This window comes from Mesorhizobium sp. LjRoot246, from assembly GCF_964254115.1.
Taxonomy (GTDB): Bacteria; Pseudomonadota; Alphaproteobacteria; order Rhizobiales; family Rhizobiaceae; genus Mesorhizobium.
This window is the reverse complement of the sequence record NZ_CAXUSN020000001.1, coordinates 1,755,529-1,780,702: the sequence shown is the minus strand read 5'-3', so window position 1 is coordinate 1,780,702 and position 25,174 is coordinate 1,755,529. Positions and strand designations below refer to the sequence as shown.

23 protein-coding genes, 1 tRNA gene and 1 pseudogene are annotated in these 25,174 nt (G+C 62.1%); 17 read left to right on the top strand and 8 right to left on the bottom strand.

Translation table 11 applies throughout. The features are described 5' to 3' along the window. Positions 1-72 precede the first annotated feature (72 nt). Both ACSQ3L_RS08540 and ACSQ3L_RS08535 read left to right on the top strand, forming a co-directional pair. A complete protein-coding gene (locus tag ACSQ3L_RS08540; RefSeq protein ID WP_436159543.1) occupies positions 73-1,302 on the top strand; it encodes a caspase family protein in 1,230 nt (409 codons plus the stop codon). A 304-nt stretch (positions 1,303-1,606) separates the two neighbouring features. Next, a complete protein-coding gene (locus ACSQ3L_RS08535; protein ID WP_436159542.1) occupies positions 1,607-2,206 on the top strand; it encodes a TetR/AcrR family transcriptional regulator in 600 nt (199 codons plus the stop codon). Between the two features lie 70 nt (positions 2,207-2,276). Here the strand turns inward: ACSQ3L_RS08535 and ACSQ3L_RS08530 are convergent, their stop codons facing one another. Further along, positions 2,277-3,194, bottom strand: a complete 918-nt coding sequence (locus ACSQ3L_RS08530; RefSeq protein WP_436159541.1) for a peptidylprolyl isomerase — start codon at positions 3,192-3,194, stop codon at positions 2,277-2,279. A gap of 262 nt (positions 3,195-3,456) precedes the next feature. Here ACSQ3L_RS08530 and secA point away from each other — a divergent pair, with 262 nt between their 5' ends. Then, entirely contained in the window at positions 3,457-6,189 is a 2,733-nt protein-coding gene (secA, locus tag ACSQ3L_RS08525) for a preprotein translocase subunit SecA (protein WP_436159540.1), read from the top strand. Between the two features lie 661 nt (positions 6,190-6,850). Here the strand turns inward: secA and ACSQ3L_RS08520 are convergent. Further along, a complete protein-coding gene (locus ACSQ3L_RS08520) occupies positions 6,851-7,060 on the bottom strand; it encodes a hypothetical protein (protein ID WP_436159539.1) in 210 nt (69 codons plus the stop codon). A gap of 60 nt (positions 7,061-7,120) precedes the next feature. On the opposite strand from ACSQ3L_RS08520, the gene ACSQ3L_RS08515 reads away from it, so the two are divergent. After that, a complete protein-coding gene (locus tag ACSQ3L_RS08515) occupies positions 7,121-7,729 on the top strand; it encodes a hypothetical protein (protein WP_436159538.1) in 609 nt (202 codons plus the stop codon). 131 nt (positions 7,730-7,860) lie between these two features. Here ACSQ3L_RS08515 and ACSQ3L_RS08510 read toward each other — a convergent pair whose 3' ends face one another. Both ACSQ3L_RS08510 and ACSQ3L_RS08505 read right to left on the bottom strand, forming a co-directional pair. Further along, complete coding sequence (locus tag ACSQ3L_RS08510) at positions 7,861-9,423, bottom strand: ATP-binding protein (RefSeq protein WP_436159537.1); 1,563 nt, start codon at positions 9,421-9,423, stop codon at positions 7,861-7,863. 137 nt (positions 9,424-9,560) lie between these two features. Beyond that, positions 9,561-9,827: pseudogene (locus ACSQ3L_RS08505) on the bottom strand (transposase); the annotation flags it as partial. A gap of 145 nt (positions 9,828-9,972) precedes the next feature. Between ACSQ3L_RS08505 and ACSQ3L_RS08500 the strand changes: the two are divergent. From ACSQ3L_RS08500 to ACSQ3L_RS08490, 3 genes are all read left to right on the top strand, one after another. Next, the gene (locus ACSQ3L_RS08500) at positions 9,973-11,373 is read left to right on the top strand and encodes a lipopolysaccharide biosynthesis protein (RefSeq protein ID WP_436159536.1); all 1,401 of its coding nucleotides are present in this window, start codon (positions 9,973-9,975) and stop codon (positions 11,371-11,373) included. Then, positions 11,373-12,653 (top strand): GNAT family N-acetyltransferase, encoded by a 1,281-nt coding sequence (locus ACSQ3L_RS08495; protein WP_436159535.1) that lies wholly within the window; start codon positions 11,373-11,375, stop codon positions 12,651-12,653. The genes ACSQ3L_RS08500 and ACSQ3L_RS08495 overlap by 1 nt, the downstream gene beginning before the upstream one ends. A 215-nt stretch (positions 12,654-12,868) precedes the next feature. After that, positions 12,869-14,215, top strand: coding sequence for a hypothetical protein (locus ACSQ3L_RS08490; protein ID WP_436159534.1), 1,347 nt, complete (start codon positions 12,869-12,871; stop codon positions 14,213-14,215). A gap of 99 nt (positions 14,216-14,314) precedes the next feature. On the opposite strand, the gene ACSQ3L_RS08485 is transcribed toward ACSQ3L_RS08490, so the two are convergent. After that, positions 14,315-14,399: transfer RNA gene (locus ACSQ3L_RS08485), tRNA-Leu, on the bottom strand. Positions 14,400-14,663: 264 nt separating this feature from the next. Between ACSQ3L_RS08485 and ACSQ3L_RS08480 the strand changes: the two genes are divergently transcribed. Continuing rightward, positions 14,664-15,251 (top strand): YqaA family protein, encoded by a 588-nt coding sequence (locus ACSQ3L_RS08480; RefSeq protein WP_436159533.1) that lies wholly within the window; start codon positions 14,664-14,666, stop codon positions 15,249-15,251. 35 nt (positions 15,252-15,286) lie between these two features. After that, complete coding sequence (locus ACSQ3L_RS08475) at positions 15,287-15,805, top strand: disulfide bond formation protein B (protein ID WP_436159532.1); 519 nt, start codon at positions 15,287-15,289, stop codon at positions 15,803-15,805. 458 nt (positions 15,806-16,263) lie between these two features. Here the strand turns inward: ACSQ3L_RS08475 and ACSQ3L_RS08470 are convergent, their stop codons facing one another. Both ACSQ3L_RS08470 and ACSQ3L_RS08465 read right to left on the bottom strand, forming a co-directional pair. Then, positions 16,264-16,821, bottom strand: coding sequence for an HNH endonuclease (locus ACSQ3L_RS08470; protein ID WP_008874122.1), 558 nt, complete (start codon positions 16,819-16,821; stop codon positions 16,264-16,266). Positions 16,822-16,949: 128 nt separating this feature from the next. Continuing rightward, positions 16,950-17,591, bottom strand: coding sequence for a DNA-3-methyladenine glycosylase family protein (locus ACSQ3L_RS08465; RefSeq protein ID WP_436159531.1), 642 nt, complete (start codon positions 17,589-17,591; stop codon positions 16,950-16,952). Between the two features lie 73 nt (positions 17,592-17,664). Between ACSQ3L_RS08465 and gluQRS the strand changes: the two genes are divergently transcribed. Both gluQRS and ACSQ3L_RS08455 read left to right on the top strand, forming a co-directional pair. Further along, positions 17,665-18,540 (top strand): tRNA glutamyl-Q(34) synthetase GluQRS, encoded by an 876-nt coding sequence (gluQRS, locus tag ACSQ3L_RS08460; protein ID WP_436163399.1) that lies wholly within the window; start codon positions 17,665-17,667, stop codon positions 18,538-18,540. Between the two features lie 150 nt (positions 18,541-18,690). Beyond that, positions 18,691-19,587: a DMT family transporter gene (locus ACSQ3L_RS08455; protein WP_436159530.1), complete on the top strand. Its 897-nt coding sequence runs from the start codon at positions 18,691-18,693 to the stop codon at positions 19,585-19,587. A gap of 124 nt (positions 19,588-19,711) precedes the next feature. On the opposite strand, the gene ACSQ3L_RS08450 is transcribed toward ACSQ3L_RS08455, so the two are convergent. Further along, entirely contained in the window at positions 19,712-20,563 is an 852-nt protein-coding gene (locus tag ACSQ3L_RS08450; RefSeq protein ID WP_436159529.1) for a YihY/virulence factor BrkB family protein, read from the bottom strand. Between the two features lie 55 nt (positions 20,564-20,618). Here ACSQ3L_RS08450 and ACSQ3L_RS08445 point away from each other — a divergent pair, with 55 nt between their 5' ends. The 6 genes from ACSQ3L_RS08445 (at position 20,619) to ACSQ3L_RS08420 (ending at position 25,054) form a co-directional block, all read left to right on the top strand. Beyond that, positions 20,619-21,485 carry an SDR family oxidoreductase gene (locus tag ACSQ3L_RS08445; protein ID WP_436159528.1) on the top strand — a complete coding sequence of 289 codons (867 nt, stop codon included), beginning with the start codon at positions 20,619-20,621 and terminating at the stop codon, positions 21,483-21,485. A gap of 24 nt (positions 21,486-21,509) precedes the next feature. Continuing rightward, complete coding sequence (locus ACSQ3L_RS08440; protein ID WP_292177974.1) at positions 21,510-21,701, top strand: twin transmembrane helix small protein; 192 nt, start codon at positions 21,510-21,512, stop codon at positions 21,699-21,701. A gap of 25 nt (positions 21,702-21,726) precedes the next feature. Further along, positions 21,727-22,308 carry a cob(I)yrinic acid a,c-diamide adenosyltransferase gene (locus tag ACSQ3L_RS08435; protein ID WP_436159527.1) on the top strand — a complete coding sequence of 194 codons (582 nt, stop codon included), beginning with the start codon at positions 21,727-21,729 and terminating at the stop codon, positions 22,306-22,308. A 28-nt stretch (positions 22,309-22,336) separates the two neighbouring features. Continuing rightward, positions 22,337-23,137 carry a rhomboid family intramembrane serine protease gene (locus tag ACSQ3L_RS08430; RefSeq protein WP_436159526.1) on the top strand — a complete coding sequence of 267 codons (801 nt, stop codon included), beginning with the start codon at positions 22,337-22,339 and terminating at the stop codon, positions 23,135-23,137. A gap of 214 nt (positions 23,138-23,351) precedes the next feature. Beyond that, positions 23,352-24,101, top strand: a complete 750-nt coding sequence (locus ACSQ3L_RS08425) for an electron transfer flavoprotein subunit beta/FixA family protein (RefSeq protein ID WP_436159525.1) — start codon at positions 23,352-23,354, stop codon at positions 24,099-24,101. Between the two features lie 23 nt (positions 24,102-24,124). After that, the gene (locus tag ACSQ3L_RS08420) at positions 24,125-25,054 is read left to right on the top strand and encodes an electron transfer flavoprotein subunit alpha/FixB family protein (RefSeq protein WP_436159524.1); all 930 of its coding nucleotides are present in this window, start codon (positions 24,125-24,127) and stop codon (positions 25,052-25,054) included. Positions 25,055-25,174 lie beyond the last annotated feature (120 nt).

Genomic DNA, 25,174 nt, shown 5'->3' with positions numbered 1-25,174 from the left:
ACCACTCGGGATTAAGCCTGCATCTCAAATCTGTTGGCGTCGTCCGGGCCGATAGCGTTATGATCCCGTCCCATGGGCAGGCTTGCGATCCTGGCATGGGCATTTCTGGGACTTTTGCTGCTGGGCGCGGATGCGCAGCCGCAACGGCGCGTGGCGCTTGTCATCGGCAACGGCACTTACGCCGAAGCCGGCACGCTGGCCAATCCGGTGAATGACGCCCTCGACATCGCCGACAAGCTGCGCTCCATCGGCTTCGAGGTCATCGAAGGCAATGATCTCGGCAAGCGCGAACTTGAGCGCGGCATCGGCGAGTTCTCCGATGCGCTCGAAGGCGCCGGCGTCGGGCTTTTCTACTACGCCGGCCACGGCCTGCAGGTCGAGGGGCGCAACTACATCGTGCCGGTCGACGCCAGGCTGGACGTGCCGGTGAAGCTGCAGCTCGAAGCGGTGCCGATCGACGAAGTCCTCGACATCATGGAACAGCAGACCAAGGTCAGCCTGGTGTTTCTCGATGCCTGCCGCAACAACCCGTTCGCCCGCAGCCTGAGCCGCACCGCCACCACCCGCTCGGCGACGGCGCTGGCGGGGCTGGCGCAATTCGATTCGACGCGCGGCTCGTTCATTGCCTTCTCGACGGCGCCGGGTGCCGTCGCCATGGACGGAAGCGGGCGCAATTCGCCCTTTGCCGCCGCCCTGCTGCGTCACATTGCCGAACCCGGCCAGAGCATCAACGACATGATGATCGCGGTGCGCCGCGACGTGGTTTCGCAAACGCGCGAGGCGCAGCGCCCCTGGGAACAGGGCTCGCTCCTCGAACGCTTCGAATTCGTCTCGGACGGACAGCCTGCAGAGCCGCAGCAGCCGGCCGCCGCGCCGGCGCCCGCGACCGAAGTTGCCGTACTAGAGCGCTCGGTGGGGGACGACAAGGGATCGATCGAAAACTTCCTGCGCCAGGATTACCTAACACCGGACACCAAGGCGATGGGCGAGACCGTCAAGCGGCTCTACGGTTCGTCCGCCACCATTTTCGGCACCCATTACGACGCCGATGCCATCGTCAAGGTCAAGACCGACTGGTTCGCGCAATGGGCCTCCTGGTCGCTTGGCCTGGAACCGGGCAGCCTGGAGGTCATCCCGCATGGCGAGGACCGTGCCGAGGCCGTCTTTGCGATGCGCTACGACTATCTGCCGAAGGACAAGTCGGCGGCACGGCTGACCGGCAAGGCACGCGTCACGCTTGGGCTGGTCAAGGCCGACGGTAGCTGGCGCATCGAGGCCGAGACATCGCAAGCGATGCAGTAGACATCATCCGACTGCCAGTCCGGCATTGTCGGGCAGTCTTTGCCGGTCGCCCTTCATGCCGATAGGAATTTTTTCTTGACTCGGTGACGGCAGCTATGCTACAAATTTGTCTATGGTGCTGATTTGCGCCAGTGAACCCGCCGCACAGGCGGGTTTTGCGTTTGGGGCTTCGCCAACCAAGACGCCGGCAAAGGCTCCAAAAGAACCGCGACCATCACCAGCCTCCGGCTTGAAAACGCGCCGTTTCGTTTGAGCGTCGGGTCACCTATATTGCCGGCGAAGTTGTTTGGCGAGGACGACAAAAATGGCCGCGGACGCCGATCCAGCGCGCAGATCAATCGGTGCGCGACGCAACCCCGACAGCGCCGATGCCATTCTCGAAGCCGCCGAGGCCGTGCTGGTCGAGGCCGGTTATGCCGGTTTCTCGATCGAGGCGGTAGCGCGCCGCGCCCGCGCCGGCAAACCCACCATCTATCGCTGGTGGCCGAGCAAGGCGGCCTTGCTGCTCGAAGTCTATCAGCGCCAGAAGCGCGTCGACGTTCCCGATACCGGGCGGCTGGAGGAGGATCTCGTCGGCTTCGTGAAAAACCTGTTCGCCCACTGGCGCGAGACATCGTCGGGCAGCGTGTTCAGGTCGCTGATCGCCGAGGCGCAGTCGGACGAGACCGCTGCCGCGGCCCTTGCCGACTATGCGCTGGGCCGACTTTCCCATACTGGCCAGATGGTCGACCGCGCCAAGACTAGGGGCGAAATCCCAGCCGAAATCGATTCAGCTGTTGTCGCCGACCTGATCGCCTCCTTCGCCTGGAGGCACCTGTTGACCAACCGGCTCGACGAGGACGAAGCGACGATACGCAAGGCAGTCAGCTACGTGATGCGCGGCATAGCAGCGCCCGGCAAGTAAGACACGGCCAACAAAAAAGGGCGCGGCAACCCTTGGCTGCCGCGCCCCTTTCCAAAAAATTCCTTCAGGCCTACTTGGCGCTTTCCAGCGTATCGACCGCCTTCTTCAAATTCGCATCCGGTATCTCGACCTTGGCGCCGGCGCGAAGCGACTTGACCAGCGCGAAATACTTGTCGCGGATGACCGCCTGCTTGGCCTGGTCCTTGACGTCGTCGAAGGCCGGCGGCTGCTTGGTGCGCTTGTCCTCGAGCTTGATGACATGCCAGCCGAACTGCGACTGCACCGGCTGCTTGGTGTATTTGCCGACCTCGAGCGCGAAGGCTGCCTTGTCGAACTCCGGCACCATCTGCCCGGGTCCGAACCAGCCGAGATCGCCGCCGCTGGTCTTGCCCGAGGGATCGCTGGTGTGCTCGTTGGCGAGCTTCTGGAAGTCGGCGCCGCCGTCGAGCTGCTTGATGATCGCCTCGGCCTCTTCCTTCGTCTTCACGAGGATGTGACGGGCATGCACCTCGTTGGTGGGCGGCGTGTTGGCGATTTCCTGGTCGTAGCGGGCGCGGACCTCGGCATCGGTGACCTTTTCGACGACGCCCTTCTCGACCATCTCGCCATGCAGAGCGCGTTGCTGCAGGAAGGCCATGCGGCGCTGGAAGTCAGGATCCTTGTCGAGCCCTGTGGTGACCGCCTGGGCGGCCATGACGCGGATCTCGATGGCCGCCGAAAGCGCCGCGGCACGACGCTGCTCGGGCGGCAGCTGCGCGAACTGCTGCGACAGCTCGCCTTCGGCAAGCACCAGATCGGCTTCGGTCAAGGGCTGGCCATTGATCGTCGCGATCACAGTATTCGGATCTACCGGTGCTGCAGCCGGTGCTGCCGCGGCCGCCGGGGCGGGAGCGGCTTCTTGCGCCATCAGCGGCGACAGCGGAAGGGCCGACAGGCCGAATGCCAGGCCAAGGCTGGCGAGCGACGCACGGCGGAACAACAAGGACATAAAGCGACTCCGGTAAGGGATCATGAGGGCGGGAAGGTTTCCAGATCAGCCAGATTGTGGCGGAATTTGGCGCGACCGGCAGGGCCAGCGCGGCGTTGACATCAGTTGAGCCCCCTCTTATCTGTCCAACGACTTTGCGTCCAGAACCGTTTTCCGGGCGCTTTTTGTGTTTGCCCGTGTTCAGGCGGTGCGTTCACGTGGATTTGATGGGGCCGGCCGGCGCTCATCGCAAGATTGAGAATACTATCGAAAGGACCATTGGATGGTCAGTCTCGGCGGTCTCGCCCGTAAGGTTTTCGGTTCCTCCAACGACCGCCGGGTCAAATCGACCCGGCCCCGTGTCGAGGCGATCAACGCCATGGAAAACGAGATGCGGGCGCTCTCCGACGAGGAGTTGGTCGGCCGCACCGCGAAATTCCGCCAGGACATCGCCAACGGCGCCACGCTCGACGACCTTTTGGTGCCGGCCTTTGCCACTGCCCGCGAGGCAGCCCGCCGCGTGCTCGGCATGCGGCCCTTCGACGTCCAGTTGATCGGCGGCATGGTGCTGCACAATGGCGGCATTGCCGAAATGCGCACCGGCGAGGGCAAGACCCTGGTCGCGACGCTGCCGGTCTACCTCAACGCGCTCGCCGGCAACGGCGTCCACGTCGTCACCGTCAACGACTATCTCGCCACCCGCGACTCCGAATGGATGGGCCGCGTCTACAAATTCCTCGGCCTCTCGGTCGGCGTCATCGTCCATGGCCTGTCCGACGAGGAGCGCCGCGTCGCCTACGCCTCCGACGTCACCTACGCCACCAACAACGAGCTCGGCTTCGACTATCTGCGCGACAACATGAAGTACGAGCGCAACCAGATGGTGCAGCGCGGTCACAATTACGCGATCGTCGACGAGGTCGACTCCATCCTGGTCGACGAGGCGCGCACGCCGCTGATCATTTCCGGCCCGCTCGAGGACCGTTCGGAAATGTACAACACCATCGACACCTTCATCATCCAGCTGCAGCCGCCGGATTATGAGATCGACGAGAAGCAGAAGACCTCGATCTTCACCGAGGAAGGCACCGAGAAGCTCGAGAACCTTTTGCGCGACGCCGACCTGCTGAAGGGCGAGTCGCTCTACGACGTCGAGAACGTCGCCATCGTCCACCACGTCAACAATGCGCTGAAGGCGCACCGGCTGTTCCAGAAGGACAAGGACTACATCGTGCGCAACGGCGAGATCGTCATCATCGACGAGTTCACCGGCCGCATGATGCCAGGCCGCCGCTATTCGGAAGGTCTGCACCAGGCACTCGAAGCCAAGGAGCATGTGGCGATCCAGCCGGAGAACCAGACGCTGGCCTCCGTCACCTTCCAGAACTACTTCCGCCTCTACAAGAAGCTTTCCGGCATGACCGGCACGGCGCTGACCGAGGCCGAGGAATTCGGCAACATCTACGGCCTCGAAGTCACCGAGATCCCGACCAACCTGCCGGTCGTCCGCATCGACGAGGACGACGAGGTCTACCGGACGGTCGAGGAGAAATACAAGGCGATCGTCAGGGAGATCCGCGAAGCCAGCGCCAAGGGCCAGCCGACGCTGGTCGGCACCACCTCCATCGAAAAATCCGAGCAGCTGGCCGAGCGCCTGCGCAAGGAAGGCTTCAAGGATTTCGAAGTTCTGAACGCCCGCCACCACGAGCGAGAGGCGGCGATCGTCGCCCAGGCCGGCAAGCCGGGCGCCATCACCATCGCCACCAACATGGCCGGCCGCGGCACCGACATCAAGCTTGGCGGCAATGCCGAGATGCGCATTGAAGACGAACTCGGCGACATGCCTGCCGGACCCGAGCGCGAGGCGCGGGAAAAGGAAATCAATGCCGACGTCGAGCGCCTGAAGGAAAAGGCTCTGGCCGCCGGCGGCCTCTATGTGCTGGCCACCGAGCGACACGAATCGCGCCGCATCGACAACCAGCTCAGAGGCCGTTCAGGCCGCCAGGGCGACCCCGGCCGCTCGAAATTCTTCCTGTCGCTGCAGGACGATCTGATGCGCATCTTCGGCTCCGAGCGCATGGACGGCATGCTGCAGAAGCTCGGCCTCAAGGAAGACGAGGCGATCATCCATCCGTGGATCAACAAGGCGCTGGAAAAGGCGCAGAAAAAGGTCGAGGCGCGCAACTTCGACATACGCAAGAACCTTTTGAAATATGACGACGTCTCCAACGACCAGCGCAAGGTGGTGTTCGAGCAGCGCATCGAGCTGATGGACGGCGAAGGCCTCTCTGAGACCATTGGCGAGATGCGCGAGGGCGTCATCGACGAGATCGTCGCCAAGGCCATTCCCGAAAACGCCTATGCCGAACAGTGGGATGTCGCCGGGCTGAAAGCCGAGGTCGCCGAATTCCTCAATCTCGACCTGCCGATCGAGGACTGGGCCAAGGAAGAGGGCATCGCCGAGGACGACATCCGCGAGCGCATCGCGCAGGCCGCCGAAGCCGCCGCCAAGGAGCGCGCCGAGCGCTTCGGCCCCGAGGTGATGAGCTATGTCGAACGCTCGGTTGTGCTGCAGACGCTCGACCATCTGTGGCGCGAGCACATCGTCAACCTCGACCACCTGCGTTCGGTCGTCGGCTTCCGCGGCTACGCCCAGCGCGACCCGCTGCAGGAGTACAAGGGCGAGGCGTTCGAGCTGTTCCAGGCGATGCTTGGCAATCTGCGCCAGGCCGTCACCGCGCAGCTGATGCGCGTCGAACTGGTCCGCCAGGCCGCCGAAGCACCGCCTCCGGAAGCCCCCGACATGTTCGGCACCCACATCGACGGCACCACCGGCGAGAACGATTTTGACGGCGGCGAGACCGCCCTCCTGGTCCGCCCGGAGACAACCGCCATCGTCGCCCCCGAGGACCGCGACCCCAACAACCAGGCCACCTGGGGCAAAGTCGGCCGCAACGAAGCCTGCCCCTGCGGCTCGGGGAAGAAGTACAAGCACTGCCACGGCGCGTTTGCCTAAAGAGCGCGGCGCTTTCCTTCTCCCCGTTCACGGGGAGAAGGTGCCCGAAGGGCGGATGAGGGGCGGCGCTGATTAGATTGGCCGACCTCGCCTGCGGATATTTGACAAGCCATGCTCCGTGAGTACGCTTTGAGCCGCTTACATGGGGACATCGGTGGCCGAAAGAAGTAAAACTGCGGACGCGGTCCTCAAGGGTGTTTTGATCGCACAGGTACTTGTTGGAGGTGGGTTCGTTGGCTTCTGGCTATGGACCGGGAAAGCCACTATCCCAAGGCACGGCGGCGGCTGGCTTGACCTTGATCGGATCCAAGACCCGTTCACCTATTGGTTTCTACTCGTCGCAATTTCATGCGCTCTCATAGCTTTGCCAATCCGGTATCTCTATCAAGGGCCGCCAAAGCGCTAGGCGGTTCGTTCCGGCCCCGAAAGGAGACCTGGATCCTCTGGGATAGTTTAGTTGTCAAGCGATTCGAGTCTGTTACTCACATTTACAACGTTATCCACAGGAGGCGTTCCCTGAATGTTTCAGGTGAAACAGTAGCTAATCATTTGAAAATAAACGATAATGTTAAAAAGTTGAAACTTTCCCTTGCTGAACGCGTTGTACCGTGAGCAAATGGTAACCAGGGATAGCTGCGCTTGACAGCGCACGGGAGTGATGCTAGTGGGCCGCGCCTTCCGAATCGAACACGTAAAGAACAAAGTCAACATGCTTATCGACTACCTGACCCTGCGCGACTATGACCGCGCCGAAGTAGAGTCGACTGACCGCATTATAAAGCGGCAGTCGCGAGGTAGCATTTTTGCGCAAAATGGTTGGTATATAAATCGCAGGCAACTCGACAAACAGTCGAGAGAAGCGGATAAACATATTAGCAATCTCCGCAAGGCGGTTAGGAAAGTTAACCCGTAAGACTATGGCCTGCCCCGAATGATGGCGAAGGCGCCTGACAAAATTGCTGTCGCCTTCGCCAAAGTTCGCTCCGAATGGAACCGGGCGGAAAAGGCCATCAAGCTTGCCGAGCAAGTCAACAAAGAAATTGTCAATCCTGCTATCTACGAGCTTCGGTACGGGGCTCGCCGAGTGGTCGAGGCTTTTGACCTAGATGACCCTACAGCCGCAGAGAAGCACTTGCAGGATGCTTATTTTGATTGCTGCCGCGCCCGACATGATGCAATCGATGCCGCAACCTCGAAAATGACTGCAGTGATGGACTTAGCCGTCCAGAAACTGGGCGCAGACGTTGTCCTTCAGTATTTTCCCGAATTTACAGCCCTTGTTCACCGGCTCGGCGCTGTTTGCGATCTCATCGCCGAATCTCGTGAGGACCGGAAAAATCGGGACAAGATATATGCTGTCATCGAGGCTGATGATCTGGGCGAACTAGTCAAGATTTACAACAAATTCAAAGCAAGTGAGCCGCTACTAAAGGCGGCCGCCGCAAAGATTCGCCGAGAAATATTTTTCACACGCCTATTTGGATGGGCGAGCATTGCGGCAGGCATCGGGGCAATTATCGCCGCTTGGTGGTGGCACTAGAACTTTTCTTGCTCGACGCCGGGACAGAACCCTTCTCTCTCGGATGCGCGTCCTTGATCACCTTCTTCAGCACACGGTCAAAGGCTTCCTCTGACTGGTCGGTTTCCAGTTCGCGAGCCGCCTCGCGGAATTTATCGACTTGGGACTGGGCGGGGCTTGAATCGGTATGTTTTGGTTGAGTCATGCTTCCGTCCTCGTTTGTTTTGGAATTCAATAAAGCCCTTCTCGACCAACCCTGCGATCAGCTTGCTAGCGGTCGGCCATGACTTGTTGGTGACCAAAGCGGCACTTGTGATGTTGATTTCGTTTTGAGTTCCAAGGAACGTAAGAATTTGCTTTTCTTCCGTGCTAAGGCCCATGAATTCGGTGTCTGATATTTGGTTAAACAGCTCCTTGGATACAAACGCCTTTCGCGAGACCACGTCATTTTCTAGCGTGACGTGGACATGGTGCGCGTGCCCTTCGATCTGCCGGAACCTAGGCTCTGGTAGTTTAGCGACTTCCATGGCGCGCCTCATGCGCCTTGTGCCTTCATAGCCGCAAAAAGTCAGTTCGAGATGCATCATCGCCTCCATCAAAAAGGGATTGCGAGGATTGTGTGCATCATAAACGGTTGATGCCGTTGTGGGCGGAACGAAGCCGCCGGGGCTCTCCACAACGAAACGATCATCAAAAATCTTCACAAAGATATTTTGCGTCTTCAGATTATAGGAGCGGTGCGCGACCGCATTAACCACTGCTTCGAACCAAGCTTCCTCTGGATATTCCGGTCGCATCAGAAGCCGCCCAGCGCTGGCAAAATGTTGGAAAGACCGCAGTTGGGACGAGATGACGGGGCGAGCGGCGAACAGGAGCTTTGCAATATTCCCGTCAACGAACGTACTGAAGACTGAATTTAGCTCGGTGCCGAACCGCTCCTGATTCCCTTCGTATCTGATCACACGTATGCGGGCGCCAGGTATTTCCGTGCGTGGATCCGATGCAAATAGCAGGGCGCAAGCCAAATTCGGTTGAAAGCCGGTTCCTGTTCGCTTGCCAAGCTTGGCAAGCTCCAGAAGCTCTTCTCGCCCTTTCTCGGATTGAAATCGGCGATTTGTGAAGAACGCTTGGCAGAACTTATTTATCTCTACCAAGTCGAATTCATCTGGGTACTTTAGGTTCACCGGCTCAAGCTCATAGTGAATCTCGCCTTTGGAGATTCTAAGCTCTCTCTTAAGAGCCTCAGTGATCCGAATTTTCTTGTCGCCCTCTCTTATGAACGCCTCGCCGCTGCTGGTTTCTACAAGCTTATCGGCCCGGTAGGAGACCCGATAGACAAGCACGAAGTCGTCGTCCCCTCGCTTGTTTTTAACGGGCACGTGCTTACAAACCCATCTGGCGTCCGGGCAAAGCGAAGTCAGGCTTTCTAGATCGTTCCGTCGCGATGGTGACAGCGAACTGCACCCTTCGATTTTCCCCGCGTCATCAACGCCGACAATGATGATTCCTCCATGCGGTTGGGTGTTCGACCACATGGACAGATATTCCGATAGCGTCTTGGGCTGAGTGTTAATCCCTTTGCGTTCGACGCGGCGATCTTCCACAAAAGTCAGCACGTTGGCCGGCCCGATGCGGTCGTAAATTTCATCCGGCGTCCACAACTGGACGATTGTTTCCACGGGAAACCGAAGATCGAAGCTCATCTGGTCGGACATGGCCGAACTCTAAACCACTCGCAAACGCGTTTCGAGTGCAAAAAAAATGCTGCTGCTGTCGCTACTTACGTTTGTTCCGTTTGGGGAACCGCGGCAGTGCAAGCTGCACTGGTCTACGATAGTGCAGCCGCTTTCCCTCAAGGAGCTGATCGGTAGTTCAGGCGTTTACCGGCGGCGCCCTTCAGGGCAATGAGCGAACGAACGTTGTCTTCAATGCCCATGGCCGAACGGTTCGAATAGCGGAAGTCGAACTCTGCCAGATAGCGGTGCAAATGATGCTCGCCGCAATGCTGATAAACCCCCTTCATGCCGCGCTTGAGGATCGAATAGAAGCCTTCGACGGTGTTCGTGTGGACGGTCTTTTTGCCTTCGTAGCGGACATATTCGTCCTTGGAATGCGTGACGACCCCTCCGCCGCCCCTCATCCGCCTGCCGGCACCTTCTCCCCGTATAGGGACGGGGCGAAGGGCGCTCCCCACCCAACCGTTTCTTAATGTGTCTCCGCTACACAGAACCCCGAAAAGAAGCGGAAAACGGAGAGAAATCGGGGTGCGCTTTTCCGCGGCCACGACAGCCGGGCGGTTCTTGCCGCAGCGTTTGGCGCTGCGCATGGGGCCGTTGCTTGGCCGCATCGATGCCGTGCTGTTCACCGCCGACGAGCGCGGCGAGGCCGGCCGCATGTCGGTCATCGCCTTCTCCATCCGCATCGTCAGCGCCGTCATCGCCTTCATCAGCCAGGTGCTGATGGCGCGCTGGATGGGCTCGTTCGAATACGGCATTTTCGTCCTCGTCTGGGTGACGATGGTCATCGTCGGCAACCTCGCCTGCCTCGGCTTCCACACTTCGGTCATCCGCTTCATTCCCGAATACCGCGAGCGCGGCCTGATGGACGAGCTGCGCGGCATCGTGCTGGCCAGCCGCCTGTTCGTGCTGATCGCCTCCACGCTGATTGCCGGGCTCGGCGCGCTCGGCGTCTGGCTGGCGGCACCGTGGATCGAAAACTACTATGTGATCCCGTTCATCCTCGGCGTCATCTGCCTGCCGATGATCGCCATGTCCGATCTCCTGTCGGGACTGGCACGCGCCAACAGCTGGGCGCTGTTTGCCCTGTCGCCGACCTATCTGGTGCGGCCGGTGCTGATCCTGCTGTTCATGGCGCTGATGCTGCTGGCCGGCTATGCCCCCGACGCAAAAACGGCGATCTTCGCCTCGATCGCCGCCACCTACGCCACAACGCTGGGTCAGCTCATCGGTGTCACCCAGCGTATGGAAAGGCAGATTCCGGCCGGGCCGATGAAAGTCCATTTCGCGCAATGGTTCGTCGTCTCGCTGCCGATCTTCCTGGTCGAGAGCTTCTTCTTCCTGCTCACCAATGCCGACGTGCTGATGGTCGGCGCCTATATGGATCCCAACGATGTCGCCGTCTATTTCGCCACGGTGAAAACGCTGGCGCTGGTGCATTTCGTCTATTTCGCCGTCAAGGCCGGCGTTGCCCAGCGCTATGCGCAGTTCACCCATGGCGACCCGCAAAGGCTCGCCGCCTTTGCCCGCGAGACTGTGTCGTGGACGTTCTGGCCCTCGCTGGTGATGGCGCTGCTGGTGCTGGCGCTGGGCGAGCCGATGCTGGTGCTGTTCGGCCCTGAATTCACATCAGGCTATCCGCTGCTGTTCCTGCTCGTCTTCGGCGTCGTGGCGCGGGCCGCCGTCGGCCCCTGCGAAAGCCTGCTGACGATGAGCGGCAACCAGAACATCTGCGCCGCCGTCTATGCCATGACGCTGGCCTTCAACATCGGCCTCAACGTGGTGCTGATTCCGCTGTTCGGCCTGTGGGGCGCGGCCATGGCCACCGCCTTTGCCATGATCTTCGAAGCCAGCGCGCTGTCCTTTACGGTGTGGCGCAAGCTCGGCATCGTCATGCTCATCTTCGTGCCCGCGAAAGGAGCCGCGTGATGGCCGCCATCCCGTTGCTTGAGGAAACCAGCGGCGGCACCGCCGGCGCCATGGTGTCCGGCCTTGCCGGGCTGACCCGCGACGCCGATCCCGCCCATATCGAAATCCTTGCCAACAACCGGCCCGAGCGCAAACTCGCCATCTACCCGGCATCGGCCGGCTTCGACCTGGTCGAGGAGCTGGATTATCTCTGCGCCCGCACGGTCGAGCCCAACGTGTTCTTCAACCCGCGCTTCCTGGCGCCGGCCATGCCGCGGCTGGAGGATCGCGAGGTGCGGCTGGCGGTCATCCGCGACGGCGACGAATACCGCAACCGGCTGCGCCTTCTGGTGCCGATCTCAGTGGAACGGCCTGTGGTGCCGCTCGGCGTTCCGGTGATGCGCACATGGTCGAGCCCGTTCGGTCCGCTTGGCACGCCGCTGGTCGACCGCGACGATCCGGTCGGCGTCGTCGAGGATTTCTTCTCGATGCTGTCGCGCCCGCATCTCAAGCTGCCGAAAGTGTTCGTCCTGCCCGATATCCGGCTCGACGGGCCGGTGGCGAGCCTGTTTGCCACCGTGGCCGAGACGCGCGGCCTGATGCTGGTCACCACCGGTCAGACCCAGCGCCCGGCGCTGGAGAGCGAGCTGGATGGCGATGACTATCTGAAGGCCTCGCTGCGTTCGCACCATTATCGCGAGTTCCGCCGCCTGAAGCGGCGTCTTAGCGACCTCGGCAAGCTTGAGCATGTCGTGGCGCGCGGGCCTGAAGACATCCGCCACGCCATCGAAGGCTTCCTGACGCTGGAGGCGGCCGGCTGGAAGGGCCGCGAACGCACCGCCATGGCGATCGACCGTTTCCGCGCCGCCTTCGCTCGCGAGGCCGTGCACCGGCTGGCCGAGCAGGACATGTGCCGCATCCACTCGCTGACGCTCGACGGCCGCACCATCGCCTGCCTGATCGTCTTCGTCGAAGCCGGCGTCGCCTATACCTGGAAGACCGCCTATGACGAAACGCTGGCCTCCTATTCGCCCGGCACGCTGCTGATGATCGAGGTGACCAGGCAGCATCTCGACGATCCCAACATCATGATGACCGATTCCTGCGCCGTGCCCGATCATCCGGTGATGAGCCGGCTATGGGCCGAGCGCAAGCCGATGGGCACGCTGGTGATCGGCCTGACGCCGGACGCCGACCGCCTCACCCGGCAAGCGGCCTCACAGCTGCACCTCTACCGCGAAACCCGCAACATGGCCCGCCTGCTGCGCAATCGAATGAAGAGCTTGCTGCGACGGCGCTGAGGCAGGCAGGGTGCGGTTCCTCGAAACGGCATATTTTCGCGGCAGGATTTGGATGATTGATAGAGGTGATGGAGAATAGTAAACGATAATATTAACCTCTGCTCATGGAAAGGCGAGATTTCCAGCAGCAAATTTTCAGTGGGCAGTCAAGATCTACTCGCAATCTTGTTCCTGATCCGCGATAGTCTAGTGATTCGGTCCGCGATGAGAGAAAAATGTCGCTGAATCATGAGGCCAACGGCGCCCGGCACATCAGTGCGGAGGGTAGCGCCGTTGTCCGAAAGGGCGACGATGACGCGTTCGAAGAACTGATCCGGAGCATCCGAGCCGCCACGCGTCAGGCTTCGCCTCTCTTCGAAGGGGAGCCCGTGACCAGATTGGCCCAGCCGGACACGCCGGCTGCTTCCCTTGGTTCGATGGACTCAAGCCAGGCCGGGACCGGCCGCGCTTCCTCCCCCTTGTCCAGCTATCAGTCGATTCTGCGGGCCGGCGATGACTTGGCCGCCCATTTGAAAGGCGTGGAGGACGGGCTGTCGCGTCACGCATGGTCCTCCGTGCAGGACTATTCTGCCAGGCTCGATGCGCAAACGCGCCATAGCGACGCTCCCGATACCGAGAAATGGGAATTGCAAGAGGAGGTGGCCAAGCTCAAACGCTTGCACGATCGCACCTCGAAAGAGCTTGAGCGAAAATCGCGCGAGCTATCGATCGCGAGCGCGGCCATCGCCGACCTGCAGGTCGAACGCAACAGGACCCGGCAGGCCATTGCAGAGGCCGACAGGCACGCCAACCAGCGTGAAGCGCGGTTGCTGAAGGCGAATGTCGAGGTCGAGTGTCTGGGCCGGAACCTGGCGCGAATCTCGGAGCAACTTTGCGATGAGATCATGGCCAGGCAAGCCGCCGAGCACGCGCGTGAGAAAGTTGCATCGCGGCTCGCCGATTTGGAACAGGCCGCCATGCTGCTTCATTCCAGGGTCGCGGATTACGAACTCCTCAATGGGCGACCGACCGGTAAACTGTCTCGGCAGATGGCGGTGCAGCAAGACCTGCAGGCGCGGCTGTCCACGGTCGAGCATGAGCGCGGCGTTCTCGAGGATTGCGCCGCCGCCGCGCGGCAGCGGGCGGTGGAACTCGAAAGGGAGTTGCGTTCGCTCCAGCACCGCGCCACCGCTCTGCTTGTCGATCAAGCCGTGGTCCGCGCACCGCTGAGCCATGTCGGGCAACGCGCCGGGGAAGCTGCCGGGCATTGGCGCCCCGAAGCCGAGATCGCGAAATTACGTGAGGAGCGCGACGCGGCGCAAAGGGACTGTGCCGCGGTGAAGGTTCAACTCGCCGATCTCCGCTTGCGCGGCATGACCGACGAACTCGCGCATGCCCGTTGCCGCGATGAGAACCGCGAGCTTCACCACAGGCTGGAAACGCTGACACGCCAGGACCGGCACAGCGGACCGGCAGCCGATGACGGTGCCGATCTCGAACGGGCATTCGACGAATTGCTGGCAACCGGCGCGCTTAGCGCGGCCAACGACGGCGACTCCACCGTGACGCGCAAAGCGTCTTGATCGCGTTGCTGAAGCATATCGCCCTCCTTCGCCAAGGCTTCGGAGGACACTCCCTCGCTCTTCGAGTGGCTTGCCACCCGAAGCTCGAAGAGCGAAGGGTGGTGCCCCTAGCCGGAATCGAACCAGCACTCCTTGCGGAACTCGATTTTGAGTCGAGCGCGTCTACCAATTCCGCCATAGGGGCTCAGGCCGGGCGGCCTGGATGGCGCGGGACTATACGGTTGGAGGCCTGTTCGTCAACTGGCCAATTGTTGCCGCCCCCGGGATGCGACCAAACTGCGCCTTTCGATTTCGTGACGGGGCTGCCATTGTGCAGCGTGGAAAATCTTTCTAGACAGGCGGCGCATCGAAGTGCTGCGCGCCTGACAGGATGGATGGCGCGCTTTGGGTCTTTGGTTCTGTCCCGAAACCGCTGTGCATTTTTGGGCGACACGCATTAGGAGTGCCGATGCTTCGCGGACTTTACGACTGGACCTTGTCGCTGGCGGCCCGCAAATCCGCCGAATGGTGGCTGGCCTTCATCGCCTTCGTCGAAAGCTCGGTGTTCCTGGTGCCGGCCGACGTGCTCTATCTGCCGATGGCGCTGTCGCGGCCGGATCGCGCCTACCGCTATGCGCTGATCGCCACCGTCGCTTCGGTGCTGGGCGGCATCGCCGGCTGGTTCATCGGCCACTACGCCTATGACGCGGTGGCGAGGCCGATCCTTGAATTCTACGGCAAATATGACGAGTTCGAAGCGCTGCGCGTCTCTTCCGGGGTCGGCTTCATCATCCTGATGCTGGTCACTTCGGGTGCCGCCCATCTGCCGCCGATCAAGGTGGTGACGATCCTGTCCGGCGTCATCGGCGTCAATTTGCTGCTGTTCATCGTGCTGGCTATCGTGGCGCGCGGCGGCCGCTTCCTGCTGCTGGCCTGGCTGCTGCGCCGCTATGGCGAGCCGATCCGCGAGTTCATCGAAAAGCGCCTCGGCCTGATCGCCGGCGGCGGCGCGGCTGCCCTGATTTTGCTCTATATCCTGGTCAAATACGCGTTCTGAACACAGCCATTGCGAGCCGGACGGAGCCGATTGAAATGACAGCGACCATGAGTGCCGACACCGGACGCCAGCGGACGCTGACGGCTCTGTTCCTCGCGGTCGCCATGGCCGCCACCGTCGGCTCGGCGCTCGGCTTCCAGTATCTCGGCGGCTACATCCCTTGCCACCTCTGCCTCGAACAGCGCACGCCCTATTATATCGGCGTACCGCTGATGGTGCTGGCGGCGATTGCATCGATGCTGCACGCGCCGGCATGGCTGACGCGCGGCCTGTTGGCCGTCGGCGGCCTCTTGATGCTCTATGGCCTCTATCTCGGCGTCTACCACTCCGGCGTCGAATGGCAGTGGTGGGCCGGCCCGACCGATTGCACCGCCGGCGCCGGACCGGTCGACACCGGCGGCAAGGGCGTGCTCGACGCGCTCGACAAATTCGTGCCGCCATCCTGCGACAAGGCGGCACTGCGCATCCTCGGCCTGTCGCTGGCCGGCTGGAACGCCATCGCCAGCCTTGTCCTCGCCGCCGTCGCCTTCCGAGCCGCTTTCACGCGCGACTGAACCAGCGCGACGCAGAGTTCGAGCAAAAATTCAGCAGGCTGAGTCGCATGGCGTGGCTTTCGGCGTCCGAACCAGGTCGACCCCCACTCCGTCTCGGCTTCGCCGAGCCACCTCTCCCCCGATCGACGGGGTAGAGGAAGGGCGCGAACTTATTCTAGCCAACGCTCCTCCAACAGGCTCTCTTCCTCTCCCTCCGGAGGGGGGAGAGGTGGCGCTGCGAAGCAGCGACGGAGTGGGGGAAGCCGGTCCCTAAGCGCGAAGCCGCTGATAAGTGAGCGGGACCGAGATGGTCCGATATCGGGGAGTGTCAGATTATCATGGTCTGGTAGGTCCGTGAGCACCGGCCTACGCCGGCCGTAGCCTTGACTGCCAGGACCACGCATAAGCGCTTCAGCCGGCGAAGGCCGGTGCGCAGACAGTCGCTCCAGACGGCCAGCCTCCCGAATTCTCGAACGATCTCAGGGTTCGAGTTCGACATCCCAGTAGAGATAATCCATCCAGCTCTCATGCAGATGGTTGGGCGGGAACAGGCGACCATTGTTGTGCAAATCGTGCACGGTCGGCTGGTAGGGCTTCTGCAGCGGCCACATCTTGGCATGCGCCGGCATCATGCCGCCCTTCCTCAGATTGCAGGGCGAGCAGGCGGCAACGACATTCTCCCATGTCGTCGCACCGCCGCGATGACGGGGAATGACGTGATCGAAGGTCAGATCCTCCGGCGTGCCGCAATACTGGCACTGGAAGCGATCGCGCAGGAAGACGTTGAAGCGGGTAAAGGCCGGGTGCCTGGACGGCTTCACATAGGCCTTCAGGCTGACCACGCTCGGCAGCTTCATCGAGAAGGTCGGCGAGGAGACGGCGTGCTCGTATTCGGCGACGATGTTCACCCGGTCGAGGAACACCGCCTTGATGGCATCCTGCCACGACCAGAGCGACAGGGGGTAATAGCTGAGCGGACGGTAATCCGCATTCAGCACCAGTGCTGGGAGCCCATCCGGAGATACGGCAACCGTCACGTGTTTACCTCCTTGGTTCTAGACCCGAACGGCGTGGATACTGTAAGCCCGACATGACAGGGATGTGAAGCGGATTGTCGCGTCGCTGAAGCGCCAAAAATGCATGATTTTTATGATTTTTTGCGAATTCAGGCCGGCGGCGCGGCGTCCCGCCCCCTGGTTTCGCGATAATAGGACCAGAAAAGCCGCGATGCGACACCTCGCCACGGGCTCCATGATTCGGCCAATGCGATCAGTGTTTTCTCCGGCGGACGTGGCTCGATACCGAGTGCGTGGCCGACCGCGCTCTGCAGCGCGACGTCGCGTGCGGGGAAGATGTCGGGGTGTCCGGCCGCAAACAAAAGATACACTTCCGCCGTCCATGGGCCGATGCCGGACACCGCCGTCAGCGTCGTGATCGCCTCCTGGGCATCGAGCGAACAGAGGTGATGCAGGTCGAGGCCGTCATCTACCGCCTGGGCAACAGCGATCAGGCCGCGCTGCTTCGGCCGCGACAGGCCGGCCTCGCGAAACATGTCCTCGCCGGCGGCAAGGATCGCCTGCGGCGTCAGCGGATCGACGAGCTTGGTCAGCCGGCCGAAGATCGCATCGGCGCTGGCGCGAGACACTTGCTGTGAGACGACAATCGAGGCCAGGCTCCTGAATCCCGGCTCGGAGAGCCGCAGCGGCACGTCGCCGGCCATGCCGCGCACCTTTTCCAGGCGCGGGTCGATCACGCAAAGCGCATCGAGCCCCCGTGCAATGTCGTCCGATGTCACGATACGCTGCATGCTTTCTTGTTCCTTGACCGTCGACAAGGTAGCAATTGGCGAAGCGCCGCAAAACATGATTGCCGCCCGAGACATGACACTCCTGACATTCCGCTTCGCGCCTAGCCCCAACGGCGACCTGCATCTCGGCCACGCTTATTCGGCACTGCTCAACCAGAAGCTGGCGGCACAGGCAGGCGGCCGGCTGCTGCTGCGCATCGAGGACATCGACACGACGCGCTGCACGCCGCAATTCGAAGCCGGCGTGCTTGCCGACCTGAAATGGCTGGGGCTTGGCTGGGAAGAGCCGGTGCGCCGCCAATCCGAGCATTTCGCCGAATACGAGACGGTGCTCGAGCGGCTGATCCGGCAAGAACTCGTCTATCCCGCCTTCATGAGCCGTGGCGAGATCCGCGCCTTCATCACCGGCAGCGAAAAGCGCGGACGCGACTGGCCGCGCGATCCCGACGGCGTGCCGCTCTACCCCGCCGCCGACAAGGCGCTGCCGGTGAAAGAACGCCAGCGGCGGATCGCCGAGAATGTGCCCTTCGCCTGGCGGCTGGATGTCGATGCCGCCATGGCGCGTGTCGGCAAGGACCTGTCCTGGACGGAGTATTCCGACGAGGCGCTTTCCGCGACGCGCTCCGTCGAAGCCCACCCACGGGACTGGGGCGACGTGATCGTGGCGCGTCGCGACATCCCGACCAGCTACCATCTCGCCGTCGTCATGGACGATGCGCTGCAAGGCGTCAGCCACGTCGTGCGCGGGCAGGATCTGTTTTCCGCCACCAGCGTCCAGCGCCTGCTGCAGGAACTCCTGGGGCTGCCGCAACCGGCCTATTTCCATCATCGTCTTATTCTCGGACCCGACGGGCGAAAGCTGTCAAAGAGCCTGGGCGATACCGGCCTTGCCGCCTTGCGCCATGCCGGCGTGTCGCCTGCCGACGTCAGGCGGATGGTCGGGCTTTGAGCCCGGCGAGACCAGACAAGCCACCTGCCAGATGCGCCGGGCGTTGAATTCCGGTGATGCATGGATCAACGGTTTCGTTTTGCGTGCCGGGTTGAACGGGATTAGAGCATCGCCACGGTCAATTCTCTCCAGTGCGGCGGTCTCCGGAACATGCAAAGCATCAAGCGGTTCATCCCCGCCACCTTCGTCGTCCTGTGGGCGACCGGCTTCATCGGCGCGCGCTACGCCATGCCGTGGGCGGAGCCGTTCACCTTCCTTGCAGCGCGTTTCGTCATCGCCGCGATCCTGCTGGCCGTCCTGATGCTTGTGCTGGGTTCGAAAAGAGCCACCCGCGAGGAGGCGCTGCATGCCACCGGCGCCGGTATCCTGATGCACGGCGTCTATCTCGGTGCCGTCTTCTGGGCCATCCACAGGGGCATGCCGGCTGGCTTTTCAGCCCTCATCGTCGGCCTGCAGCCGCTGATCACGGCGGTGCTCGCCGGCAAGTTTCTCGGCGAGGCGATCCTGCCGCGCCATTGGCTTGGCCTTGGCATCGGCCTTATCGGCATCGTCATCGTATTGTGGCCGAAGCTCGGCGCGCTGGGCGGCGGCGTAACAGTGGCGACGCTGACCGCCTCGCTGGTCTCGGTGCTCGGCATGAGCGCCGGCACCATCTGGCAGAAGCGCTTCGCCTCAGGCGGCGACCTGGTCGCGGCGACCATGTGGCAATATGTCGGCGGCGCCTCGCTGATGATCCTGGCCGCGCTGGCCTTCGAGACGCACAGGGTCGTCATCAATGGCGAACTGATCTTCGCCATGGCCTGGCTGGTGCTGGTGCTGTCGCTCGGCGCCATCTTCCTTTTGATGGTGATGATCCGCGACGGCGAGATGTCGAAAGTCGCCTCGCTGTTCTACCTGGTGCCCGCGGTGACGGCCCTCATCGCCTGGGCCTTGTTCGACGAGCAACTCAACGCGCTGCAGATTGTCGGCATGGCGATCACGACATTCGGCGTCGGCCTGGCAACCGCCCGGCCGAACAAGGGAGGAATTGTAGAACTGAGGAACTGAGGAACTGAGGAATTGAGGAATTGAGGAATTGAGGAGAAAAAACACACAGCGCCAGATATGGCCGCTTTTTCTCCAGTTCTCCAGTTCTTCAATTCCTCAATTCCTCTATCCGTCCAGCCTCGACTCATCCGACCCGGGCACGTGCCTCAAGATAGCGGCTGATCGCGGCATTGAGTTCGCCGCCGAGGATGAAGATCGCCGAGACCATGTAGAGGAAAACCACGGCGATCATGATCGAGGCCAGGCCGGCATAAGTCGTCACATAGGACGAGAAGTGATCGAGATAGGTGGCGAAGAGGGTCGAACCAATGAGCCATGCCGCCAGCGTGAAGACGATGCCCGGTACCAGCGAGACGAAGCGGCGCTTGCCCGCCGGCAGCCAGAAATGCACGGCAAACAACCCGCCGACAATGACCGCCGAGGCGATGACGTAACGCCACAGCGTGATCGTGCCCATATAGGGCTTGATCCAGTCGATATGGGCTTCGGCGAGCCGCGCCAGCAGCGGCGCGAACACCAGGAGCACGCTGATCGCCAGGAAACCGGCCGTGGCGATGAGAACGAAGATGATGCTCTGCACCCGGCGGTAGATGATGCCTCGCGTTTCCGAAACGCGATAGGCGCGGTTGAGCGAGGTGCGCAGCGCCTCGATGCCGTTCGAGGCAAAGTAGGCGGCAAGCAGCACGCCATAGGTCAAAAGGTCGGTGCGCCTGACGGTCAGCACATTGAGCACTTCGCGCGCGATCGGCTTGGCGATCTGTTCGGGCCAGGTGTCGAAGACCAGATGCACGGCCGTGTCGGAGAACGCCTGCGCGCCGAGGAAGCTCGCCAGCGTCGTCGCGAAGATCAGGAACGGGAACAGCGCCATCAGCGATGTGATCGCCAGATGGCTGGCCATAGCCCAGCCGTCATCGGTGTTGAAATGGCCAAGCGCGTCGTAGAGGACCCGCTTGAGGGCTACGATCTTCCGCAACAAGAACCGCGCCCTCCAATTGTCTCCACGCCAGGAATATGGGAAGGGATTGCGGCAAATGGCAACCCTTGGCGAAACCACGAACAGTTCGGCGCAAGAGTTGCGCTCGATCATCGTCACTGGCGCATCGTCTGGAATAGGCGCGTACTGCGCCCGCGCGTTGAAGGCGGAAGGCTGGCGGGTGTTCGCGACGGCGCGCAAACCGCAGGACATCGCCGCACTCGAAGCCGACGGTATCGAAGCCTTCTATCTCGATTATTGCGAGCCGGATTCCATCGCCACGCTGGTGGCGGCGGTGCTCGATCGCACCGACGGCACGCTGGACGCCCTGTTCAACAACGGCGCCTACGCTCAGCCCGGCGCCGTCGAGGATCTGCCCATTGCGGCGCTCAAGCATCAATTCGAGGCGAATTTCTTCGGCTGGCATGATTTGACCAGCCGGCTGGTGCCGGTGATGCGCCGCCAGGGTCACGGCCGCATCGTTCACTGCTCGTCGATCCTTGGTCTGGTGCCGGTACGCTTTCGCGGCGCCTATTCGGCGTCGAAACACGCCCTGGAGGCCCTGATGCTGTGCCAGCGCCAGGAACTGGCAGGCAGCGGCGTCCATGTCTCGCTGATCGAGCCAGGACCGGTGAAGTCGAAGATCGCCAGCAATGGCCTGCCCTGGTTTCTCAGCAATATCGACCATGAGAATTCCGTGCACCGCGCGGACTATGCGGCGCAACTGGAACGGCTGCGGGCAGGCGGCAGCCAATCGGCCTTGAAGCCAGGGCCGGAAGTGGTTCACGCGGCGCTGCGCCATGCACTTCTGTCACGGCGCCCGCGCCCGCACTATGTGGTAACAGTGCCGGCCAAGGTCGGCGCAGCGCTCAAACGCATCCTGCCGGCATCGATACTTTACCGCCTGATGGCCAAACGCGCCTGAACACCAAACAACTGGAACGCAACAATGGCAACCGTCTTCAACATTCTCGCCATTCTGGTCATGGTCGCGGTGGCGATCGTGCTTGTTCGTGGCCTCATCAACATGATGCGCGGCGGTTCAGGCGTCACCTCGAACAAGCTGATGCAGGCACGCGTGATGCTGCAGGCCGTGGCGCTGGTGCTGATCCTGCTGGCGGTGTATTTCACCCGCAAGTGAGGATATCGGCGGCCGGGAAGGCGAAATGGTCAAGCTCAACAAGATCTACACCCGCACCGGCGATGATGGCACCACGGGTCTCGGCACCGGCGAGAGGCGGCTGAAATCCGACCTGCGGGTGGACGCCTACGGCACGGTCGACGAGGCCAATGCCTGCATCGGCATTGCCAGGGTCCATACGGCCGCGACCCATCCTGCGATCGACGCCATGCTTTCCCGCATCCAGAACGATCTGTTCGACCTCGGTGCCGATCTCGCCGTGCCCGACGACGGCAAGCCGCTCGGCTATGAGCCGCTTCGCATCATCGCCGTGCAGACCGACCGGGTCGAGAAGGATATCGACCTGCTCAACAAGCAGCTTCAGCCGCTCAAATCCTTCGTGCTCAATGGCGGCACACCGGCGGCGGCGGCACTTCACCTTGCCCGCACCGTGGCCCGGCGGGCCGAACGGCTGATGGTGGCATTGGCCCAGGATCCGCGCGAACAAGTCAACCGCGACGGGCTGAAATACATCAACCGCGTCTCGGATTTCCTGTTTGTCGCCGCCCGGGCGGTCAATGACAACGGAAACGCCGACGTGCTATGGGTTCCCGGCAAGAACCGCTGATTGTCGAAAGCGGAAGAGGGCCTGGGGCATGTTCATCCCGCTTTATGACACCAACAGGCTGCGGCACATCCGCCTGCAATATGTGACGATCGGGCTGATCGTGGTCAATGCGCTGGTCTACCTCGCCACCTCTCTCGGCGGCGAGAGTTTCTCCAATGCCGCCGTGCTTGGCCTCGGTTTCATCCCCTCGGTCGTCCATGACACAGCCGAGCTCGACCCCCGCTTTATCGTCATTCCCGAAAGCCTGAGCTACCTCACCTATTCCTTCCTGCATGCCGACATCTTCCACCTCGGCGGCAACATGCTGTTCCTGTGGGTGTTCGGCGACAATGTCGAGGACGCGCTCGGCCACATCCGCTACCTCGTTTTCTACCTGTTGTGCGCGATCGCTGGAGCCGCCTTCCAGGGCCTCATCGCCTGGGATTCGCAGGTGCCGCTGATCGGCGCGTCCGGCGCCATTGCCGGCGTGGTCGTCGCCTATCTGATCCTTTATCCCAGGGTAAAGGTCTGGGTGCTGGCCTTTGCCCGTATCCCGCTGCGCATACCGGCCTTCATCCCGCTCATCCTATGGGTGCTGTTCCAGCTGGTGATGTTTGCCGCCGGCGGCGAGGACCAGATCTCCTGGGCCTGCCATATTGGCGGCATCATCGCCGGAGCCGTTCTTGTGCTCGTCCTGCGCAGCCGCGGCGTGCCGCTGTTTGCCGGCGCCGACGAGGACATCGCGCCCACCGCTCCCAACCAACCGCCGGTTGCCACGGAACCGCTGATCCCCGACCCACCCGCCGCGACGCCGCGCTGGGGGCGAGGAAACGCTTCCAGTTCGGACTGAACCGATTTGAGCGACTCACAGCGTATTGACGTGCAGTGTTGCCGCAACTACGGAAACGTCTCCCGCCGCAGCTCAAGGCGGTCAAAGACCAGAATTTCCATCCAGCCAGAATTCCGTCTGGCCGGAATTCCGTCAGGAATGTCGGCTTTCGACAACTCAGAAAGGGCGCGGGCTGTTATAGCGCGCCCAACTAGCGTGAAGAGGTGACAGGCAAATGAAGATCCTTGTGCCCGTGAAGCGGGTTGTGGATGCGAACGTCAAGGTTCGCGTGAAGGCTGATGGTTCGGCGGTGGAACTGGCCAACGTCAAGATGGCGATGAATCCCTTCGACGAGATCGCGGTGGAAGAAGCGATCCGGCTGAAGGAAGCCGGCAAGGCGGAAGAAATCATCGTCGTCTCGATCGGCCCGCAGCAGGCGCAGGAAACCCTGCGCACCGCTCTCGCCATGGGCGCCGATCGCGCCATCCTGGTCAAGACCGACGAACAGACCGAGCCGCTGGGTGTCGCCAAGGTGCTGAAGGGCGTCGTCGACGCCGAGCAACCCGGCCTCGTCATCCTCGGCAAGCAGGCGATCGACGATGACAGCAACCAGACCGGCCAGATGCTGGCGGCACTGCTGGGCTGGGCACAGGGCACCTTCGCCTCCAAGATCGTGCTCGACGGCGACAAGGCCAAGGTGACGCGAGAAGTCGACGGCGGCCTGCAGACGGTGGAACTGAAGATGCCGGCGATCGTCACCGCCGACCTTCGCCTCAACCAGCCGCGCTATGCCTCGCTGCCCAACATCATGAAGGCTAAGAAGAAGCAGCTCGACGAGAAGAGCCCGGCCGACTACGGCGCCGACGTCAAGCCGCGCCTCAAGGTTCTCAAGACCGAGGAGCCGAGCGGCCGCAAGGCAGGCGTCAAGGTCAAGAGCGTCGCCGAACTGGTCGACAAGCTGAAGAACGAAGCCGGCGTGCTCTGAGCGATCGGGAAAGGAACAGACAAATGGCAATTCTCCTCATCGCGGAACACGACAACGCAACCCTTTCGGACCAGACCGCCAAGGCGCTTTCGGCCGCCCTGCAGATCGGTTCGGACGTGCATGTGCTGGTTGCCGGCAAGGGCGCCAAGGGCGCTGCCGACGCTGCCGCCAAGCTCAAGGGCGTGAGCAAGGTGCTGCTCGCCGAAGCCGACGAGCTTGCCGAGCACCTCGCCGAACCGACGGCAGCGCTGGTTGTGTCGCTGGCAGGCGCTTATGACACCGTCATCGCGCCGGCGACCTCGTCGGGCAAGAATGTCGCGCCACGCGTGGCAGCGCTCCTCGATGTCGCGCAGGTCTCCGAGATCATCGAAGTCGTATCGCCCGACACCTTCAAGCGGCCGATCTATGCCGGCAACGCCATCCAGACGGTGCAGTCGACCGACGCCAAGAAGGTGATCACGGTCCGTACCGCCTCCTTCCAGGCCGCCCCCGAGGGTGGCTCGGCGGCGGTCGAGACCGTCAAGGCGGCAGCCAATCCCGGCCTCTCCACCTTCGTCGAGAACAAGCTTTCCGAGACCGACCGTCCGGAACTAACCTCGGCCAAGATCATCATCTCGGGCGGCCGCGCGCTGGGTTCGGCAGAAAAATTCCAGGAGGTTATCCTGCCGGTTGCCGACAAGCTCGGTGCCGCCGTCGGCGCTTCCCGTGCCGCGGTCGATGCCGGCTATGCGCCCAACGACTGGCAGGTCGGCCAGACCGGCAAGGTGGTTGCCCCCGATCTCTACATTGCGGTCGGCATCTCCGGCGCCATCCAGCACCTCGCCGGCATGAAGGATTCGAAGGTCATCGTCGCCATCAACAAGGACGAGGAGGCACCGATTTTCCAGGTTGCCGACTACGGCCTCGTCGGCGATCTCTTCGTCATCCTGCCGGAGCTGCAAAAGGCGCTTTGACGCTTCCTGCCAAAGCGTATTAAATAGTGAGGGGTGGGGTAGACGAAGTCGCCCCGCCCTTTTAGTTTGCACCGCACAAAAAGCAGGCCGCAGAGGCTAAAAGCAATTCCAGCAAAAGTG